The organism is Kitasatospora sp. NPDC056731, from assembly GCF_040687675.1.
Taxonomy (GTDB): domain Bacteria; phylum Actinomycetota; class Actinomycetes; order Streptomycetales; family Streptomycetaceae; genus Kitasatospora.
The window spans coordinates 1-18,169 of record NZ_JBFBNR010000071.1 but is presented as its reverse complement, the minus strand read 5'-3'; the positions used below and the strand labels follow the sequence as shown (position 1 = coordinate 18,169).

Sequence of the window (18,169 nt, the reverse complement as noted above, 5' to 3'; positions counted from 1 at the left end):
CCTGGCACAGCACTCCGGGTGGGGTGCGCGTGCGGGAGAAATCGGAGCATCCGAGGATGGCTCGGCACCTGATCACCAGCGCCCTTCCGTACATCAACGGGATCAAGCACCTGGGCAACATGGTCGGGTCGATGCTCCCGGCGGACGTCTACTCCCGCTACCTGCGCCAGCGCGGCCACGAGGTGCTCTACATCTGCGCGACCGACGAGCACGGCACGCCCGCCGAACTGGCCGCGCAGGAGGCCGGGCTGCCCGTCGCCGAATTCTGCGCCCAGGCGCACGACGCGCAGAAGACGGTGTACGACGGCTTCGGGCTGTCCTTCGACCACTTCGGCCGCAGCTCCTCCCCGCAGAACCGCGAGATCACCCAGGAGATCGCCCGCGAACTCCAGCGCAACGGCTTCATCGAGGAGCGCGCGATCCGGCAGGTGTACTCCAACGCCGACGGCCGCTTCCTGCCGGACCGCTACATCGTCGGCACCTGCCCGCACTGCGGCTACGACAAGGCGCGCGGCGACCAGTGCGAGAACTGCACCCGGGTGCTGGACCCGACCGACCTGCTGGAGCCGCGTTCGGCGATCAGCGGCAGCTCCGACCTGGAGGTCCGGGAGACCAGGCACCTGTTCCTGCTCCAGTCGGAGCTGACCGACGAGGTCGAGCAGTGGATCGCCGCCCACGGCGACGACTGGCCGGTGCTGGCCTCCTCGATCGCCCGCAAATGGCTCACCGAAGGCCTCCAGGACCGCGCGATCACCCGCGACCTGGAGTGGGGCGTCCCGGTGCCGGCCGACGTCTGGCCGGAGCTGGCGGCCGAGGGCAAGGTGTTCTACGTCTGGTTCGACGCCCCGATCGAGTACATCGGCGCCACCAAGGAGTGGGCGGACGCCGCCCCGGCCGGGCAGTCCCGGGACTGGAAGTCCTGGTGGTACGAGGCCGACCACAGCGTCCGGTACACCGAGTTCATGGCCAAGGACAACGTCCCGTTCCACACCGTGATGTTCCCGGCCACGATCCTCGGCTCGCGCCGGCCGTGGAAGAAGGTCGACTACGTCAAGGCCTTCAACTGGCTGACGTACTACGGCGGGAAGTTCTCCACCAGCCAGAAGCGCGGCATCTTCACCGACGTCGCCCTGGAACTGCTGCCGGCCGACTACTGGCGCTACTTCCTGATGGCGCACGCCCCCGAGTCGGACGACTCCAGCTTCACCTGGGACCTCTTCGCCTCCGTCGTCAACAAGGACCTCGCCGACACCCTCGGCAACTTCGTCAACCGGGTGCTCACCTTCAGCCGCAAGCGCTTCGGCGACGCCGTCCCGGCCGGCCACGCGCCCGGCGAGGCCGAACAGCGCCTCGGCGAGCAGATCGCCGCCCTACTGGCCGAGTACGAGGCCCAGTTGGACGCACTCAACTTCCGCAAGGCCGCGCAGGGGCTGCGCGCGCTGTGGAGCGCGGGCAACGCTTACCTGGACGAGAAGGCGCCCTGGCTCCAGGTGAAGACCGACCCGGACGCGGCGGCGCTGACCCTGCGCACCGCGATGAACCTGATCCAGCTGTACGCGGTGGTCTCCGAGCCGTTCATCCCGACCGCGGCGGCGGCGATGCGCGGCGCCTTCGCCCTGCCGGGGGACGCTCCGGCGGCCGGCCTGTCCTGGGTCGGCCCGGAGCAGGCGCGGGCACTGGACCTGGTGCCGGCCGGGACGGCGTTCACCGTGCCGCCGGTGCTGTTCGCCAAGATCACCGACGAGGACCTGGCCACCTGGACCACCCGCTTCGGCGGCCAGGAGGGCTGAGCCCCGGCGGACGGCCCGGGGCCCGGGCCGTCCGCCACCCTCCCGACACCAGAGGGAATCTGACGTCCCGTCACCGATGGTTCGTCCAGGTCATCGGCACCCCGCCGGGCGGCACCGCACTGCCCCACTGACCGGCGTCGGCTCGCCGAGGCCCTGCAGTAACACGCCGATACGCTTCCAGCCATGGATGTTGACCTGGTCACCGCCCTGCGGGCGATCGCCAACCCGACGCGCCTGCAACTGCTGGCATGGTTGCGCGAACCCGAACGCCACTTCCCCCTGGAGGAAGCGGTCGCCGACCCGCGCGAGGTCGGCGTCTGCGTCAGCCACATCCAGGCCAAGGCCGGCCTCGCCCAGTCCACCGTCTCCGCCTACCTCGCCGAACTCCAGCGCGCCGGCCTCGTCCGCGCCACCCGCATCGGCAAATGGACCCACTACCGCCGCGACGAGGCCCGCATCGCCGCCCTCATCACCGCTCTCGGCCACACCCTGTAGGCCTCTGCCGCAGCCGGGGCGGGGGAGCCCCCGCCCGGCTGTGGCCGGCCCGGGCTCCGTAGTCGTCAGGCGGCCTTGCGGGCGGTGTGGACGGTCATGGCCGAGAGGAAGAAGGCGTCCGGGCGGTTCAGGATGCCGGTGGGGGTGTCCTCGGCGAGGAGGGCGTCGAGGGTGCTGCGGTCCTCGGGGGCGAGGTTGTCGGCGAGCTGGTCGCGCAGACGGGCGAGTTGGGTGTGGAGGTGCTCGCGGGCGGGGCGGGCGAGCGGGGCCGGGTGGTCGATCAGGAAGGTACGGGTGCCGCTGGCGGTCAGACCGGCGCGGGTGAGCATGGCCGGCCAGTCCTCCACCTCCTCGGTGGCGCCGGGCAGTTCGGCGCGCATGGTGCTGAAGCCGTCCTCGTGCACGGCGTCGAGCCGGGCCTGGAAGCCGGCCCGGCCGAGACCGAAGTCGCGCGGCAGGTAGCGCAGCGGCAGGCCGCGTTCGGCGACGGCCAGCAGGCCGCCGGGCCGGAGCGTCGCGGCGAGGGAGGTCAGGGCGGCCTGCTGGTCGCCGAGGTGGTGGATCGCGTTGCCGGACCAGATCAGGTCGGCCTCGCCGAGCTTGCCGAACTCGGCGGGCAGATCGGCCTGCTGGGTGCTCAGACGGCCGCCGGAACGGGCCCGGGCGCGCTCCAGCAGGGCGGCAGACTGGTCCACGGCGACCGTCTCGGCCTCGGGGAAGGCGTCCGCGAGCAATCCGGCGATCACCCCGGGCCCGCTGCCGACGTCGAGGACCCTCCGCACCCCGTCGGCCTCGCCGTGCAGGGACCGCAGCCACTGCGCGGCCCCGGTGATGGCGGGGGCGCGCAGGTCGGCCTCCCGCTCCAGGTGGGCGGCGAGGACGTCCCAGTCGAAGTCGGCGGCGGGGACGTGGCCGTGGTGGTGCCCGTGCTGGTGCCCCTGGCCGTGCTGCTGCTGGTGTTCGGACATCGTGGGTTCTCCGATCGTGGGTGACGGAAGGGTGCTGCGGTCGGAAAGGCGCTGCGGTCGGAAGGGTGACGCCGGGCGAAGGTGCCGGGGGGAGCCGGGGGGAGCTTCCCCGCTCAGGCGGGAACGGCGGCGCCGGACGCGCGGTGTTCGGCGACCGCCCGTCCGATCTCCTCCGCGACGAGGTCGTGGTCGAGGTCGAACGCCGCCGCCGCGCCCATCCCGGCGGCGACGACGACCTGGGCCCGCGGGTCGGCGACGTTGCCGACCGCCCAAACGCCGGGGACGCTGGTGCGGCCGGCCCGGTCGGTGGTGACCCAGCCGTTCTCGTCCCGGGCGCATTCCAGGCCGAAGAGCAGCGCGTCCCGGGGCACCGGCTGCGGGAAGACGAACACGGCCTCGCGCGGCACCACCCGGCCGTCGGCGAGTTCCACGCCGCGCAGCCGGTCGGCGTCCGTCACCAGCTGGGTGATCCGGCCTTCGACGACCCGGACGCCGCGGGCGGCGAGCCGCTCCCGCTCGGCCCCGGTCGGCGTGAGGGTGTGCGTGATCAGGACGACGTCCGCGGACCACTGACGGAGCAGCAGCGCCTGGTTGACCGCGCCCGGGCCGGTGCCGAGCACGCCGAGCGGGCGGTCGCGGACCTCGTAGCCGTGGCAGTACGGGCAGTGCAGCACGTCGCGGCCCCAGCGTTCGAGCAGGCCCGGGAGCTCCGGGAGTCCGTCGCGCAGGCCGGTGGCGACGACCATCCGGCGCGCGTGCAGCACGGGGCCGCCCGCCAGGTGGACGGCGAAGCTCGTCCCCGCGCCTTCGGCGTCCGCGACGCCCTCGACGTGGTCGACCCGGGCGTCGATCAGGTCGACCCCGTAGCCGGCGACCTCCGCCCGGCCGACCTCCAGCAGCGCCGCCGGGGGCATGCCGTCCCGGCTCAGGTAGCCGTGCATGTGGGCGGCGGGGGCGTTGCGCGGCTGGCCCGCGTCCACCACCGCCACCCGGCGCCGGGCCCGGCCCAGCACCAGCGCCGCGCTCAGCCCGGCCGCGCCCGCGCCGACCACCACCGCGTCGTACTCGTCCCGGGGGGCCGTCGGCCCCGTCGTCCTCATCGTGTCGCCCATGGCGCTCACCTCCACCGCCAGGCTGCGACCGGACCAGCCATATCGGCAAGCTTTGTTGCCGTTTCCGCAAACGACACACCCCGACCGGCCGCCGCCCGTCCGCTCCGCGCCACGGGCCCGGGCTCCCCGAGTGGACGGGGATCCGGACCGACCCTTGCCATGGAGTGCACTCCAACTCCTAGCCTCTGACGCACCACCGACCCACCACCAGGGGGAGCAGCACCATGCGCTACCGCGTCCTCGGCGGCACCGGCATCGAAGTGAGCACCTACTGCCTCGGCACGATGATGCTCGGCTCCATCGGCAACCCCGACCACGACGACTGCGCCCGGCTCATCAACACCGCGCTCGACCACGGCATCAACTTCGTGGACACCGCCGACATGTACTCGGCCGGCGAGTCCGAGGAGATCGTCGGCAGGACACTGGCCGCCCGCGGCGACCGCGACGAGATCGTGCTCGCCACCAAGGGGCACTTCCCGATGGGCGAGGGCCACGGCCGCGGCGGCAACTCCCGGCGCTGGATCCTCCGGGCGGTCGAGGACAGCCTGCGCCGGCTGCGCACCGACCGGATCGACCTCTACCAGATCCACCGGCCGGACCACACCACCGACGTCGAGGAGACCCTGTCCGTCCTCGGCGACCTCGTCCGGGCCGGCAAGATCCGCGCCTTCGGCTGCTCCACCTTCCCCGCCGAACAGATCGTCGACGCGCACCACGTCGCCGAGCGCCGCGCCCTGCCGCGGTTCCGCACCGAGCAGCCGCCGTACTCGCTGCTCGCCCGCGGCGTGGAGCGCGACGTGCTGCCCGTCGTCCAGCGGCTCGGCATGGGCGCACTGACCTGGAGCCCGCTCGCCTCCGGCTTCCTCACCGGCCGCTACCGCAAGGGCCGCCCGGCCGACCTGACCACCGGCCGCCCGACCATCCACCCGGGCCGCTTCGACCCGGCGCTGCCCACCACCGCGGCCAAGCTGGAGGCCGTCGAGGCCTTCACCGCCCTCGCCGGGGACCTCGGCCGCACCCTGCCCGAACTGGCCGTGGCCTTCCCGCTGGCGCACCCCGCCGTCACCTCGGTGATCCTCGGCCCGCGCACCCACGACCAGCTGGAGGCGGCCCTCAAGGGCGCCGACCTGGTCCTCGACGACGCCACCCTGGACCGCATCGACGCCATCGTCCCGCCCGGCACCAACGTCTACCACCCCGACGGCGTCTGGCAGCCCCCGTCCGTCACCACCCCCGCCCTCCGCCGCCGCCCCACCACGGACCGCCCAGCGGGATAGCCGAGCCGGCCGCCCGCGGGAGGCCGGCTACTCCCTCGGGGCGGCGAAGCAGTGGACCACGACCGTGCGGTCGGCGGCCCACTGCTGTTCGCCGCTGCCGAGCCAGGTCCAGCCGAGGCGGCGGTAGCAGGCGTTCGCCGGGGCCGCGGTGGCGAGGACGTCGAGGACGGGGTGGAGGCCGAGCGCCCGCGCGTGCGCCACGGCGGCCGCCACCAGCCGTGCGCCGATCCGGTGGCCGCGCGCCGTGGGGGCGACGTAGAGCCGGCCGATCACGGCGGTGAGTTCCGGGCGGCCGCCGGTGCGGCGGCTCCACAGACCGGGGGCGACGTCGCCGGGCGCACTGCGGGAGAGGCCCACGTGGCCGACCGGGCGGCCGTCCAGTTCGGCGACCCAGGCGGCGAGCAGGCCCCCGGGGGTGAGCCAGGCGGCGGGGCGGTCGGGCCAGTCGGCGGGGTAGCCGTCGGTGGTGTGGACGTCGCCGAGCACCCGGACGCAGTCGGCGAGGTCGGTGACGCGGCGCCGTCGGACGGACACCCCTGCCCCGGCCTGCCGCGAGCCGGACGCGACGACGTTGGCGCGTTCTTCAAGGTCAGCCATGCCGGTACGTTACCGGCCGGGCCCCACCGCCGCAGCAGGTCGGCGACCCCGGTCGGATCCTCCTCGCCACCGACGACGCCACCGCCGCCCGTCGGCCGACACTCCATCAGCCGAACGTGCGGCCGGGCGCTCCCGGGCGCGCGGGCGGGCCGTCAGGCGATCGCGGCCGACACCACCGCCGCGACCGCGATGTTGCAGCTGGCCGAGACCCAGACCGCCGGGTGCGGCTCCGGCTCGACCAGGATCGCGCCGAGCCTGCCGGGCGTCAGCAGGTCCACCGCCCAGAAGGCGGCGGCCATCAGCACCAGCCCGAGCAGGCCGTAGCAGGCGGTCGAGACCAGGCCTTTGGCGAAGTCCGCGTAGGTGTACATGATCGCGGTGAAGACGATGCCGCCGATGCCGAGCAGCGCGGAGCTGAGCAGCACGGCGGCGTTGCGGTTGCGCTCGACCCAGATCTGGTGGCCGAGCCTGCCGGGCGTCAACAGGTCCACCAGTCCGACGCCGAGGAGCAGCAGCACCACCCCGAGGGCTCCGTAGGCGGCCGCCGCGCCGAGCCCGTGCAGGATGTCGTTCATCGTGGTCCCAGCCCCCGGTCCGCTCGCCGATCCCCGACCGGCCTGGTCAAGGGTTGGCAAAAGATACCCCACCGGGGCGGGCGGCCGACCGGGAAAGCAGGACCCCTGACGTCAGGGGGGTCAGTGTTCCTCGTGCACCAGGTGGTCGACGCAGGCGGCGATCGCGAGCAGCAGGCCGGTGTCGGCGCCGTCGGCGATCTCCACGCCGTAGGTGTCCCGGATCCGGAACCACTTGCGGGAGATCCGGGCGAGGTCGTCGCCGTGGTGGTTCTCGATCCGGTAGTCCTTGTCGATCAGGTCGCCGTGGATCTTCAGCTCGCCGCCGGAGGCCAGCTCCACCAGGTACTTGTCGCGGAACGGGGTGAACAGCTTCTCCCGGACGGTCGCGATCACCTCGCCGTCGGCGTCCTCGATCTTCATCGCGTCGCGGACGGTGAACGCCTTCTCCTTCACCACCGCGACCACCCGCCCGTGCGCGTCCTTCAGCTCGAAGGTGTGCCGCAGCCGCAGCACCTTGCCGTCCACCAGGTACGCCTTGTGGCCCCGGTCGTCCTCGATCCAGTAGTCGTCTCCGACTGCGAACAGCTTCTCCCTGACCAGGTACCGCACAGCGGCCTCCTCCGTGTCGACGTGACCCCCATTCGACCCGATCCCCCCACCCGCCGGGAAGCACCGCCACACACGGGCGTTCAATGGCGGCATGCGTCCCGACCCCACCGCCCCGCTGCACAGCGAGCGCCTCGACCTCCTCCCGATCGGCCCCGAGCACGCCGAGGAGCTGGCCGCCGCCCTCGCCGACCCCGCCCTGCACGCCTTCACCGGCGGCTCCCCGGCCACCGCCGACGACCTGCGCGTGCGCTACGCCCGGCTCGCCGCCGGCTCCCCCGACCCCGCCGAGACCTGGGGCAACTGGGCGCTGCGGCTGCGCGCCGACGGCCGCCTCACCGGCTACGTCCAGACCACCGTCAGCCCCGGGGCCGCCGATCTCGCCTGGGTCGTCGGCACCCCCTGGCAGGGCCGCGGCCTGGCCACCGAGGCCGCCCGTGCCCTGCTCTCCCACCTCGCCGCCGCCGGCGTCAGCACCGTCACCGCCCACATCCACCCCGACCACCACGCCTCCGCCGCCGTCGCCCGGGCCCTCGGCCTCACCCCCACCGACGAGCAGCAGGACGGCGAGACCCGCTGGCAGGCGGAACTCCCCCGACCCTGACCCGGACCTGAACCGGCCATGGCCCTGCCCTGACGCCCTCAGTCCTCCTCGCCCGGCGCCGGATGCGGGTTGACGGCCTGCCCGTCGATCGGCTGCCCCCAGTCGTCGTCGCCCTCGGCACCCACGCAGTACCCGGAGCCCTCCACCCACCCCCCGGCGTCCTGGCACTGCTCCGCGGTGACGTCACGCAGAACGGGCCGGGCGGCCGCCGAGGCGGCGCCGGCACCGGTGGCGAGCAGGACAGCGGTCGCGACCGTCAGGGCCGACCGGAGCAGGGGTGAGGTGATCATGCGGACAACGACAGCACGAACCCCCCACCCCCACCCCACCGACACGCCCGCCGCCCCCGCCCGCGCCCCCACCACGACCGCCGCCCTTACCGCCCCAGGACCAACATGTACCGGTCAGCCCCTCGGCAGCCCCAGAGTTGATAAGTTCAATTAGCCACTCACGATGTGTATCAACTCTGGGGAGAGCGACGTTGGCCGGACGAGGCAGGCCCAGCCGCAGTACCGTCTACAACCGACTCGCCGGCGCGCTGACCGAGCTGAACGAGCGCTTCGGCGGACTCCCCAGCCCCAGAGAAGCCCAGGAGATCTGGGACGACATCTGGCACCAGGAAGCACACCACTCCACCGCGCTTGAGGGCAACACGCTGGTCCTGCGCGAGGTGCAAGCACTCCTGGATCAAGGTCGAGCCGTCGGAGCGAAGCCGCTCAGCGAGTACAACGAGGTCCAGGGGTACGCCGACGCCGCCCGCTGGGTCTACGGCCAGGCGCTGGAACCCGACGCCTGGCATGACGGCCGCCTCATCACCCTCGGTGAGATCCGCCATATCCACCACACGGCGATGACCCCGGTGTGGAACGTCTCCCCCCACCCGGAGGCGGGCGACCGCGAAGGCCCCGGCAACTTCCGCGAACACGACATCGCCCCCTTCGCCGAGGGAATGACGCCGCCACGCTGGCCGCTGGTGCCGGCGCAGGTCGAGCAGTGGGTCACCGAGGTCTGCGCTCTTGGCCAGCTGATCGAGAAGAGCGCGGAGCTCGACCGCCCGCTTCCCGAGGAACTGGCCCGCATCCACAACCAGTTCGAACGAATTCACCCGTTCCTCGACGGCAACGGCCGAACCGGGCGAATCGTCATGAACCTGGTCCTCGTCCGCCTCGGGTATCCGCCGATCATCATCTTCAAGCGACAGCGCGACGCCTATCTGGCCGCGCTGCGCAGGGCGGACACCGGAGACTGCGGCACCCTCGGCGAGCTGATCGCCAGGGCGATGGAAGACAATCTCAACCGTTTCATCGTCCCCAACGTGGCCGGCCCCGCGAGGATGGTCCCGCTCGCGGCGCTCGTCGATGAAGAGCTGTCCCTCGCAGCACTCCGGCAGGCGGCACAGCGTGGCCGCCTGAACGCCGTACAGGGCTCCGACGGAGTCTGGCGCTCGTCACGTAAATCCGTTGCCGCCTACAAGGCCGCCAAACATCAGCGCAGGCCGCGTTCCACGGCATGACACCCGGCCCCGGAATGCAAGCAGGCGCAGTGCGGTTTGATTGAGGCATGGCATCTCGTGCACGTGTACGCGCCCCCGAGCTGGTCGGGGCAGGCGGTTGGCTGAACACCGGTGGCAAGGAGCTGACGCTCGCCGACTTCCGGGGCAAGATCACCATCCTGGACTTCTGGACGTTCTGCTGCGTCAACTGTCTGCACGTCCTGGACGAGCTGCGGGAGTTGGAGGAGAAGCACCGGGACACCGTGGTGATCGTCGGGGTGCACTCGCCGAAGTTCGTGCACGAGGCGGACCACCAGGCCGTGGTGGACGCGGTCGCCCGGTACGAGGTGCACCACCCGGTGCTGGACGATCCGGCGCTGGCGACGTGGAAGCAGTACGCCGTGCGGGCCTGGCCGACGCTGGTGGTGATCGACCCGGAGGGGTACGTGGTCGCCCAGCACGCGGGCGAGGGCCACGCGCACGCGATCGCGCGGCTGGTGGAGGAGTTGGAGGCCGAGCACGCGGCGAAGGGCACGCTGCGCCGCGGCGACGGCCCGTACGTGGCGCCGGAGCCGACCGCGGGGGATCTCAAGTTCCCGGGCAAGGCGGTCCGGCTGCCCGGCGGGCACTTCCTGGTCGCCGACTCCGGCCACCACTCGCTGGTGGAGCTGGCCGAGGACGGCGAGACGGTGGTCCGCCGGATCGGCGACGGGCAGCGCGGCCTGGTGGACGGCACCAGCCCCCGGTTCAGCGAGCCGCAGGGGCTGGCGCTGCTGCCGGAGGGCTCGGACTACGACGTGATCGTGGCCGACACCGTCAACCACGCGCTGCGCGGGGTGCGGCTGGCGGACGGCTCCGTGACCACGCTGGCGGGCACCGGCCGCCAGTGGTGGCAGGGTTCGGCGACCGAGGGCCCGGCCCGCGAGGTGGACCTCTCCTCGCCGTGGGACGTCGCCTGGTTCGACGGCCGGGTGTGGATCGCGATGGCCGGCGTGCACCAGCTGTGGGCGTACGACCCGGCCGCCGGCACGGTCGGCGTCGCGGCCGGCACCACCAACGAGGGCCTGGTGGACGGGCCCGTCGGCGAGGCCTGGTTCGCCCAGCCGTCCGGTCTGGCGGTCTCGGCGGACGGCGAGCGGCTGTGGGTGGCCGACTCGGAGACGTCCGCGATCCGGTGGATCAGTCGATCGGAGGGGGCACGTGAAACCGGGACGGTCCACACCGCCGTCGGCACCGGCCTCTTCGACTTCGGCCACCGGGACGGCGCGGCCGAGCAGGCGCTGCTCCAGCACCCGCTGGGCGTCACCGTGCTGCCGGACGGCTCGGTGGCGATCAGCGACACCTACAACCACGCGCTGCGCCGCTTCGACCCGGCGAGCGGCGAGGTCACCACGCTGGCCACCGATCTGCGCGAGCCGTCCGGCGCCGTCCTGGTGGACGGGGACATCGTGGTGGTCGAGTCGGCCCGGCACCGGCTGACCAGGCTGCGGCTGCCGGAGGAGGCGGTGCGGGTCGAGTCGGTCGCGCACCGCACCCGGCGGGCGGCCACCGAGGTCGCGCCGGGCGCGTTCCGGCTGGACGTGGTGTTCTCGGCGCCGAGCGGCCAGAAGCTGGACGAGCGGTACGGCCCGTCCACCCGGCTGCTGGTCAGCGCGACCCCGCCCGAGCTGCTGGTCTCCGGCGCGGGCGCGGACAGCGACCTGTCGCGCGAGCTGGTCCTCTCCGAGGAGGTCGCCGAGGGCGTGCTGCACGTCTCGGCGATGGCCGCGTCCTGCGACGACGATCCGGAGATCGAGTTCCCGGCCTGCCATGTGCACCAGCAGGACTGGGGCGTGCCGGTGAAGCTGGTCGCCGACGGCGCGCGCCGGCTGCCGCTGGTGCTCGCCGGCCTGGAGTAGCCCTGGAGTGGCCCGTCCAGTGCGGAAGGGGCCCGGCGGAGCGTACTCCGCCGGGCCCCTTCGCCGTTGAGGGGGGATCAGCCCGGGATCAGCCCTCCAGGAACGCCTTGATCGCGCTGGCCAGCAGGTACGGGTCCTCGGCGCCGCACAGTTCGCGCGCCGAGTGCATGGACAGCGCCGCGATGCCGCAGTCCACCGTCTTGATGCCGAGGCGCGCCGCGGTGATCGGGCCGATGGTGGTGCCGCAGGGCATCGCGTTGTTGGACACGAAGGACTGCCACGGCACGCCGGCCTTCTCGCAGGCGGCCGCGAACACCGCCCGGCCGACGCCGTCGGTCGCGTAGCGGTTGTTGACGTTGACCTTGAGGATCGGCCCGCCGTTCGGCAGCGGGTGGTGGCCCGGCTCGTGCCGCTCGGCGTAGTTGGGGTGGACGGCGTGGCCCATGTCGGAGGAGAGGCAGATCGTCCCGGCGAGCGCCCGGGCGCGGTCCTCCGGGGTGCCGCCGCGCGCGTGGACGGTGCGGTCGAGGACGTTGCCGAGCAGCGGGCTCTGCGCGCCGGTGTCCGACTCGCTGCCGGTCTCCTCGTGGTCGAAGGCGGCCAGCACCGGGATGTACGGGAGGTCGGCGGCGCCCTCGGCGGAGGCGACGGCGGCCAGTGCGGCGGTGGCGGCGTGGACGGACAGCAGGTTGTCCAGGCGCGGGCCGGCCAGCAGCTCGCGGTCGCGGCCCAGGTAGGCGGCCGGCTGGACGTCGTGCGTCATCAGGTCCCAGCCCGCCACGTCGGCGGCGTCCACGCCGGCGCGCTCGGCGACGTAGGAGATCAGCGAGCCCTCGTCGACCGGGCCGAGGCCCCAGATCGGGGTGAGGTGGCGCTGCTTGTCGAGCTTCATGCCGTCGTTGACCTGGCGGTCCAGGTGGATCGCGAGCTGCGGCACCCGCAGCAGCGGCTCGTCCAGCTGGACGAGCCGCGAGCTGCCGTCCTTCAGCGCGAGGCGGCCGGAGAGCCCGAGGTCACGGTCCAGCCAGGTGTTCAGCGGGACGCCGCCGTAAATCTCCACGGCGACCTGGCGCCAGCCGGCCGAGCCGGTGTCCGGCACCGGCTTGACCCGCAGGTTCGGCGAGTCGGTGTGGGTACCGACCACCCGGAACGGGGTCTCGGGGCGGGCGCTCTCCGGCAGGTACCAGGCGATCAGGGCGCCGCCCCGGATCAGGTAACGGCCGCCGGCGGCGCCGTCCCAGACGTCGGTCTCGGCGACCTGCCGGAAGCCTGCCTTCTCCAGCCGCTCGGCGGCGCTCGCGACCGCGTGGTACGGGGACGGCGAGGTGCCGAGGAACGCGATCAGATCGTCGCTGTGCGTCCGGTCGAAGAATGCCTGGCGGGCGGCGGCGGTCGACATACTGCTCCTGAGTCGAGGGAGGGCTGAAGCCGGATGGGGAGTCGGCTTCGCACCTTGAGCATATGCCCGTACACGGACAGGGAATTCGGAACCTCCCAACGGATGCAGAACGAGGACACAACCGTGAAGTGACGCCGTGCCGAACTCCGTACACCCAGAGATCCGCCCCGGTCGCGGACGGTCATCGCCACTCCCGGCCCCGTGCCGCCGGCCCCGTGCAACAGGTGCGAAACGGGCGAACTCGGCGACGGGTGCGGGGCGGCGAACGGGCAGCGCGCGGGACCGCGAACGGGCGGCGTGCGGGGCGGCGAACGGGCGGCAACGTCGAAGGGCCCGGCGGGAGCCGGGCCCTTCGACGTGAGGGTGGTGTCAGGCGGTCGGAGAGGTGTCACGCCCCTCGCGGCGCCCCTGGGGGCGCGGCGGCGGGTGACGGGTGGGGCGAGGGCCTCAGAAGGCCTCCTCCGCCAGGTCCATGATCTCGTTGTCGATGCCCTCGGCGATCAGCCGCTGCGGGGCGACGGTCGGCAGGACGTTCTTGGCGAAGAAGCGGGCCGCCGCGACCTTGCCCTGGTAGAACGGGACGTCCTTCTCCGAGGCGCCGGCCTCCAGCTTGGCCAGGGCCACCGCGGCCTGACGCAGCAGCAGCCAGCCGACGACGACGTCGCCGGAGACGAGCAGCAGGCGGGTGGTGTTGAGGCCCACCTTGTACATGTTCTTGACGTCCTGCTCGACCGAGGTGAGGTCGGCCAGCAGCTTGCCCACGATGGCGTCCAGGTCGCCGACGGCCTTGGCGAGCAGCTCGCGCTCGGCGGCCAGGGCGTCGCCGCCCTCGGCCGCGCCGAGGAACTTCTGGATCTGCTCGGACAGCGCGGTGAGCGCCTGGCCGCCGTCCTTGACGATCTTGCGGAAGAAGAAGTCCTGGCCCTGGATCGCGGTGGTGCCCTCGTAGAGGGTGTCGATCTTGGCGTCCCGGATGTACTGCTCGATCGGGTACTCCTGCAGGTAGCCGGAGCCACCGAAGGTCTGCAGGGACTGGGCGAGCTGCTCGTAGGACTTCTCGGAGCCGTAGCCCTTGACGATCGGCAGCAGCAGGTCGTTGAGGCGCTCGGCGGCCTCGTCGCGCTCGCCGCGCAGGCCGGCGGCCACCATGTCGTCCTGGACGGACGCGGTGAACAGGACCAGCGCGCGCATGCCCTCGGCGTAGGCCTTCTGGGTGAGCAGCGAGCGGCGCACGTCCGGGTGGTGGGTGATGGTGACGCGCGGGGCGGTCTTGTCCAGGAACTGCGAGATGTCGGCGCCCTGCACGCGCTCCTTGGCGTACTCCAGGGCGTTCAGGTAGCCGGTGGAGAGGGTGGCGATGGCCTTCGTGCCGACCATCATCCGGGCGAACTCGATGATCTTGAACATCTGGCGGATGCCGTCGACCTTCTCGCCGAGCAGCCAGCCCTTGGCCGGGTGCTTGGCACCGAAGGTCATCTCGCAGGTGTTCGAGGCCTTGAGGCCCATCTTGTGCTCGACGTTGGTGGCGTAGGCGCCGTTGCGCTCGCCCAGCTCGCCGGTCTCCCAGTCGAAGTCGAACTTGGGGACGATGTACAGGCCCAGGCCCTTGGTGCCGGGCTTGCCGCCCTCGGGGCGGGCCAGCACCAGGTGGATGATGTTCTCGGACATGTCGTGCTCGCCCGAGGTGATGAAGCGCTTCACACCCTCGATGTGCCAGGAGCCGTCCTCCTGCTTGATCGCCTTGGTGCGGCCGGCGCCCACGTCCGAGCCCGCGTCGGGCTCGGTGAGGACCATGGTGGCGCCCCAGAGGCGGTCGGTCATCCGCTGGGCGACCTTCTTCTGCTCCTCGGTGCCCTCGTCGTGGACGACGCCGGCGAAGGCGGGGCCGGAGGAGTACATCCAGATGGCCGGGTTGGAGCCCAGGACCTGCTCGGCGTAGGCCCAGATCAGGGAGGACGGGGTGACCTGGCCGCCGATCGCCTCCGGGATGCCCAGACGCCACCACTCGGCGTCCATGTAGGTCTGGTAGCTCTTCTTGAAGGTGGCCGGGACCGGCGCGGTGTTGGTCTCGGGGTCGAAGACCGGCGGGTTGCGGTCGCTGTCGACGAAGGACGCGGCGAGGTCGTTCTCGGCGAGGCGCGAGATCTCGCTCAGGATGTTCTTCGCGGTCTCGACGTCCATGTCCGCGAACGGTCCGGAGCCGTAGACCTGCTCGCGACCGAACACCTCGAAGAGGTTGAACTCCACGTCCCGCAGGTTGGACTTGTAGTGACCCATGGCCGTTTTCTCCGGTTCGTCGCTTCCGGGAGACCGCCGCGTTCGGGCGCCCCGTACCCACCAGTACGCATCATGATGCTACCCAGCGGTAACTTGGGCAAGCCCCTGGCGGTGAATCCGCTATGAACGTGGTCACGTCCCACAAGGCGGGACGACCAGTCCTTGTCAGGATCGACGCCCGCACGGGCGGGTGCGCTCCCGATAGCCTGTCCGTGTGTACGGATATGACCAGAACGCATACCCGGGCGACCCCTACCAGCAGCAGGCGGGTCCGCAGCCGGGCATGAACGGCATGCCCGGCCCCGACGCCTACGGCGCGCAGTCGCAGGCGTCCCAGCAGTCCCTCTACCCCGAGCCCTCCCCGCCGTCGCTGGCGGACGCCGTCCGGGCGTTCACCACGGGCTCGATGGCGGTCGAGGACTTCCAGGCCATCTTCATCACCTCGAAGGTGCACTGCCCGCGCGGCGAGCGGCCCGGCTTCCTGGCGCTGCACAACACGCCGACGCCGGTGATCCCGATGTTCAGCTCGCTGAAGGAGCTGCGCCGCTACGCCGGCAAGGACTCCAAGCACTTCACCGTCACCGGCGCCGAGGTCCTGGACCTGCTGCCGACCGGCTACGGCTTCGCGCTGGACATGGAGGGCGAGCACCGGATGGTGTTCGACGCCAAGGCGGTCGAGCAGATGGTCGACTTCACCATGCGCCGCATGTACGGCTGACCCATCCTGGAGGAGGAGCCCCGCGCTCCTTCGTCACCATATGGTTCAACTTTCAACTTGCTTGTTGTTGAGAATTGAACTAACCTCGTGGACGTAGGCCAGAGGAACCCCCCGAAGGAGGCCGACATGCCCGCCGTGACCGTCGACAACCCGCTGACCCTGCCGCGCGTCGCCACCCCGGACCCCGCCGCCACCAGCGCCCGGCCGGTCCTCACCATCGCGACCGCACCCGAGGGCTTCGAAGGCGAGGGCTTCCCCGTCCGCCGCGCCTTCGCCAAGATCAACACCAAGCACCTCGACCCGTTCATCATGATGGACCAGATGGGCGAGGTGGAGTACGCCGCCGGCGAGCCCAAGGGCACGCCCTGGCACCCGCACCGCGGCTTCGAGACGGTCACCTACCTGATCGACGGCGAGTTCATCCACAAGGACTCGCACGGCGGCGGCGGCCACCTCGGCGGCGGCGACACCCAGTGGATGACGGCCGGCTCGGGCATCCTGCACATCGAGACCCCGCCGGAGTCGCTGGTGGCCACCGGCGGCCTGTTCCACGGCATCCAGCTGTGGGTCAACCTCCCGGCCTCCGACAAGATGGCCGCCCCGCGCTACCAGGACATCCACGGCGGCCACGTCAAGCTGCTCTCCACCCCGGACGGCGGCGCGATCCTGCGGCTGATCGCGGGCGAGCTGGACGGCCACCGGGGCCCGGGCGTCACCCACACCCCGATAACCCTGCTGCACGCCAGCATCACCCCGGGCGCGCAGGTCACCCTGCCGTGGCGGCCGGACTTCAACGCGCTCGCCTACGTCCTCAACGGCGACGGCACCGTAGGCGCCGAGGGCCGCCCGATCCACACCGGGCAGGCGGCCGTGTTCGGCGAGGGCGACACCATCACCATCACCGCCGACACCAAGCAGGACTCCCGCCACCCCAACCTGGACGTGATCCTGCTCGGCGGGCAGCCGATCCGCGAACCGGTCGCCTGGTACGGGCCGTTCGTGATGAACAGCCACCGCGAACTGGAGCAGGCCATGCGGGACTTCCAGTCCGGCCGGTTCGGCCACCCGATCGACTGACGGCACTGCCCCGGCGGTGACCGCACCGCCTCGGCCGTCTACGCGCTACAGGAGCGCGTAGACGGCCGAGGCGTCGTCGTGCGCCTTGCCGCGCGGCCAGCGCTCGCAGGCGGCGTCCGCCCGCTCGACCTCGCGGACCTGCGCGATCAGTTCACCCGGACCGGACTCGGCGAGCAGTCGCAGCGCGTCCGCCCAACTCCCCAGCCCGAAGCGCTCGGTGAAGCGCGAGGCACCGTCGGTGAGCGCGGCCAGCGCGTGCAGCCGCTCCAGCCGGACGAAGCCGGTCTCCGCGTGCCCGGCCGCCTTCGGGCTGGCCGCGGCGATCCACGGACCGTTGCCCCGGTTGCGGGCGGACCGGACGGCCAGCGCGTACTCCAGGTGCAGCGCGGCCCGCTCGGCCGAGCCGGGGACGGTCGCCCAGACCTGCCGGCGCAGTTCCTCCCCGCCGGGGAAGCGCTGGTTGTCCCCGATCACCTTCGGCGGGCCGTCCTTGTACTCCAGCACCAGCAACGAGTCGCCGAGCACCAGGTACTCCAGCGACTCGCCGTGCCGGCGGGCCGCCACCACCATCGCCGCGGGGGTGTTGGGGTGGCCCAGGTCGCAGCGGCCACCGTGCAGCGCGGCCGTCTCCACGATGGCGTCGGCCAGGCACTCGGCGATCGAGCGGTCCACCCGGTCGGTGAGCCGGGCGAGCAGGTGCACGCCCAACCGGCGGACGTACCAGGCGGTTCCGTGCCGGCACCCGGACTCCAGGCCGGTCGGCGAACTCGCACCGTCCAGCAGTACCAGCGCCTCCGGCGAGGCCGCCGCGAAGTCCTCGCTCTCGCGGTCCGGCCGCCGTGCTTCCCCTGCGAGCTGTAGCTGCATCCCGACAGTGTGGCCGCCGCCCCCGGCCCGCGCCCAGACCCCTGCGCCGGTGTGGCGCGGGCCGGTCGCCGCCGCCCGGTGGCAGCCGGGGCAATCCGGTCATACCGTCGAATAACGACCGGACAATTCGGCCAATCAGGGCCTGTCAGGTTTGGGATCACCTTCGGGTGTCCGGGCGGCCCGGGACTGACGAGGAGCAGGAGATGTTCTGGGAGTTCATCGTGCTAGTGGCCGCCTCGACCGGCTTTCCGACCGCCGCGCTGCTCTTCCTGATCGGCGGGCCTCGCTTCCCCGACGAACAGCGCGGCGGCCGGCACGCCTAGGGCGTGTCTTCAAACTCCCGTCGTCCGCCCGGAGGGCGGGCGTGGCGGCGTTGGGGTGCGTGCATCGCAAGGCGGAGGAGGGAGTCCATGC

Annotated in this window: 17 protein-coding genes; 8 read left to right on the top strand and 9 right to left on the bottom strand. The window is 72.3% G+C overall.

Annotated elements, in window-relative coordinates:
* Positions 1 to 56: 56 nt before the first annotated feature.
* Both metG and AB0R04_RS37060 read left to right on the top strand, forming a co-directional pair.
* A complete protein-coding gene (metG, locus tag AB0R04_RS37065; protein WP_363378345.1) occupies positions 57 to 1,790 on the top strand; it encodes a methionine--tRNA ligase in 1,734 nt (577 codons plus the stop codon).
* 183 nt (positions 1,791 to 1,973) lie between these two features.
* Positions 1,974 to 2,285, top strand: coding sequence for a metalloregulator ArsR/SmtB family transcription factor (locus AB0R04_RS37060; protein WP_063348348.1), 312 nt, complete (start codon positions 1,974 to 1,976; stop codon positions 2,283 to 2,285).
* 65 nt (positions 2,286 to 2,350) lie between these two features.
* Here AB0R04_RS37060 and AB0R04_RS37055 read toward each other — a convergent pair whose 3' ends face one another.
* A complete protein-coding gene (locus AB0R04_RS37055; protein WP_363378342.1) occupies positions 2,351 to 3,253 on the bottom strand; it encodes a class I SAM-dependent methyltransferase in 903 nt (300 codons plus the stop codon).
* Positions 3,254 to 3,366: 113 nt separating this feature from the next.
* A complete protein-coding gene (locus AB0R04_RS37050) occupies positions 3,367 to 4,365 on the bottom strand; it encodes an NAD(P)/FAD-dependent oxidoreductase (RefSeq protein ID WP_363378340.1) in 999 nt (332 codons plus the stop codon).
* A 224-nt stretch (positions 4,366 to 4,589) separates the two neighbouring features.
* Here AB0R04_RS37050 and AB0R04_RS37045 point away from each other — a divergent pair, with 224 nt between their 5' ends.
* Positions 4,590 to 5,645, top strand: coding sequence for an aldo/keto reductase (locus tag AB0R04_RS37045; protein WP_363378338.1), 1,056 nt, complete (start codon positions 4,590 to 4,592; stop codon positions 5,643 to 5,645).
* Positions 5,646 to 5,672: 27 nt separating this feature from the next.
* On the opposite strand, the gene AB0R04_RS37040 is transcribed toward AB0R04_RS37045, so the two are convergent.
* From AB0R04_RS37040 to AB0R04_RS37030, 3 genes are all read right to left on the bottom strand, one after another.
* Positions 5,673 to 6,242, bottom strand: coding sequence for a GNAT family N-acetyltransferase (locus tag AB0R04_RS37040; RefSeq protein ID WP_363378336.1), 570 nt, complete (start codon positions 6,240 to 6,242; stop codon positions 5,673 to 5,675).
* A 152-nt stretch (positions 6,243 to 6,394) separates the two neighbouring features.
* Entirely contained in the window at positions 6,395 to 6,817 is a 423-nt protein-coding gene (locus tag AB0R04_RS37035; protein ID WP_363378334.1) for a DUF350 domain-containing protein, read from the bottom strand.
* A 120-nt stretch (positions 6,818 to 6,937) separates the two neighbouring features.
* A complete protein-coding gene (locus AB0R04_RS37030) occupies positions 6,938 to 7,426 on the bottom strand; it encodes an LURP-one-related family protein (protein WP_063348353.1) in 489 nt (162 codons plus the stop codon).
* Positions 7,427 to 7,517: 91 nt separating this feature from the next.
* Here AB0R04_RS37030 and AB0R04_RS37025 point away from each other — a divergent pair, with 91 nt between their 5' ends.
* A complete protein-coding gene (locus AB0R04_RS37025) occupies positions 7,518 to 8,027 on the top strand; it encodes a GNAT family N-acetyltransferase (RefSeq protein WP_063348354.1) in 510 nt (169 codons plus the stop codon).
* A 38-nt stretch (positions 8,028 to 8,065) separates the two neighbouring features.
* Here the strand turns inward: AB0R04_RS37025 and AB0R04_RS37020 are convergent, their stop codons facing one another.
* Positions 8,066 to 8,317, bottom strand: coding sequence for a hypothetical protein (locus AB0R04_RS37020; protein ID WP_363378331.1), 252 nt, complete (start codon positions 8,315 to 8,317; stop codon positions 8,066 to 8,068).
* A gap of 191 nt (positions 8,318 to 8,508) precedes the next feature.
* Between AB0R04_RS37020 and AB0R04_RS37015 the strand changes: the two genes are divergently transcribed.
* Both AB0R04_RS37015 and AB0R04_RS37010 read left to right on the top strand, forming a co-directional pair.
* A complete protein-coding gene (locus tag AB0R04_RS37015; RefSeq protein ID WP_363378329.1) occupies positions 8,509 to 9,540 on the top strand; it encodes a Fic family protein in 1,032 nt (343 codons plus the stop codon).
* Positions 9,541 to 9,587: 47 nt separating this feature from the next.
* Entirely contained in the window at positions 9,588 to 11,417 is a 1,830-nt protein-coding gene (locus tag AB0R04_RS37010) for an NHL domain-containing thioredoxin family protein (protein WP_363378327.1), read from the top strand.
* Between the two features lie 88 nt (positions 11,418 to 11,505).
* On the opposite strand, the gene AB0R04_RS37005 is transcribed toward AB0R04_RS37010, so the two are convergent.
* Both AB0R04_RS37005 and AB0R04_RS37000 read right to left on the bottom strand, forming a co-directional pair.
* Positions 11,506 to 12,816, bottom strand: a complete 1,311-nt coding sequence (locus AB0R04_RS37005) for a M18 family aminopeptidase (RefSeq protein ID WP_063348358.1) — start codon at positions 12,814 to 12,816, stop codon at positions 11,506 to 11,508.
* A gap of 447 nt (positions 12,817 to 13,263) precedes the next feature.
* The gene (locus AB0R04_RS37000; protein WP_063348359.1) at positions 13,264 to 15,093 is read right to left on the bottom strand and encodes an acyl-CoA dehydrogenase; all 1,830 of its coding nucleotides are present in this window, start codon (positions 15,091 to 15,093) and stop codon (positions 13,264 to 13,266) included.
* 283 nt (positions 15,094 to 15,376) lie between these two features.
* Here AB0R04_RS37000 and AB0R04_RS36995 point away from each other — a divergent pair, with 283 nt between their 5' ends.
* Positions 15,377 to 15,811, top strand: a complete 435-nt coding sequence (locus AB0R04_RS36995) for an SseB family protein (protein WP_107452894.1) — start codon at positions 15,377 to 15,379, stop codon at positions 15,809 to 15,811.
* Between the two features lie 126 nt (positions 15,812 to 15,937).
* Positions 15,938 to 16,888, top strand: coding sequence for a pirin family protein (locus AB0R04_RS36990; protein ID WP_063348361.1), 951 nt, complete (start codon positions 15,938 to 15,940; stop codon positions 16,886 to 16,888).
* 45 nt (positions 16,889 to 16,933) lie between these two features.
* Here AB0R04_RS36990 and AB0R04_RS36985 read toward each other — a convergent pair whose 3' ends face one another.
* Complete coding sequence (locus tag AB0R04_RS36985; RefSeq protein WP_063348362.1) at positions 16,934 to 17,755, bottom strand: protein phosphatase 2C domain-containing protein; 822 nt, start codon at positions 17,753 to 17,755, stop codon at positions 16,934 to 16,936.
* Positions 17,756 to 18,169: the final 414 nt, after the last annotated feature.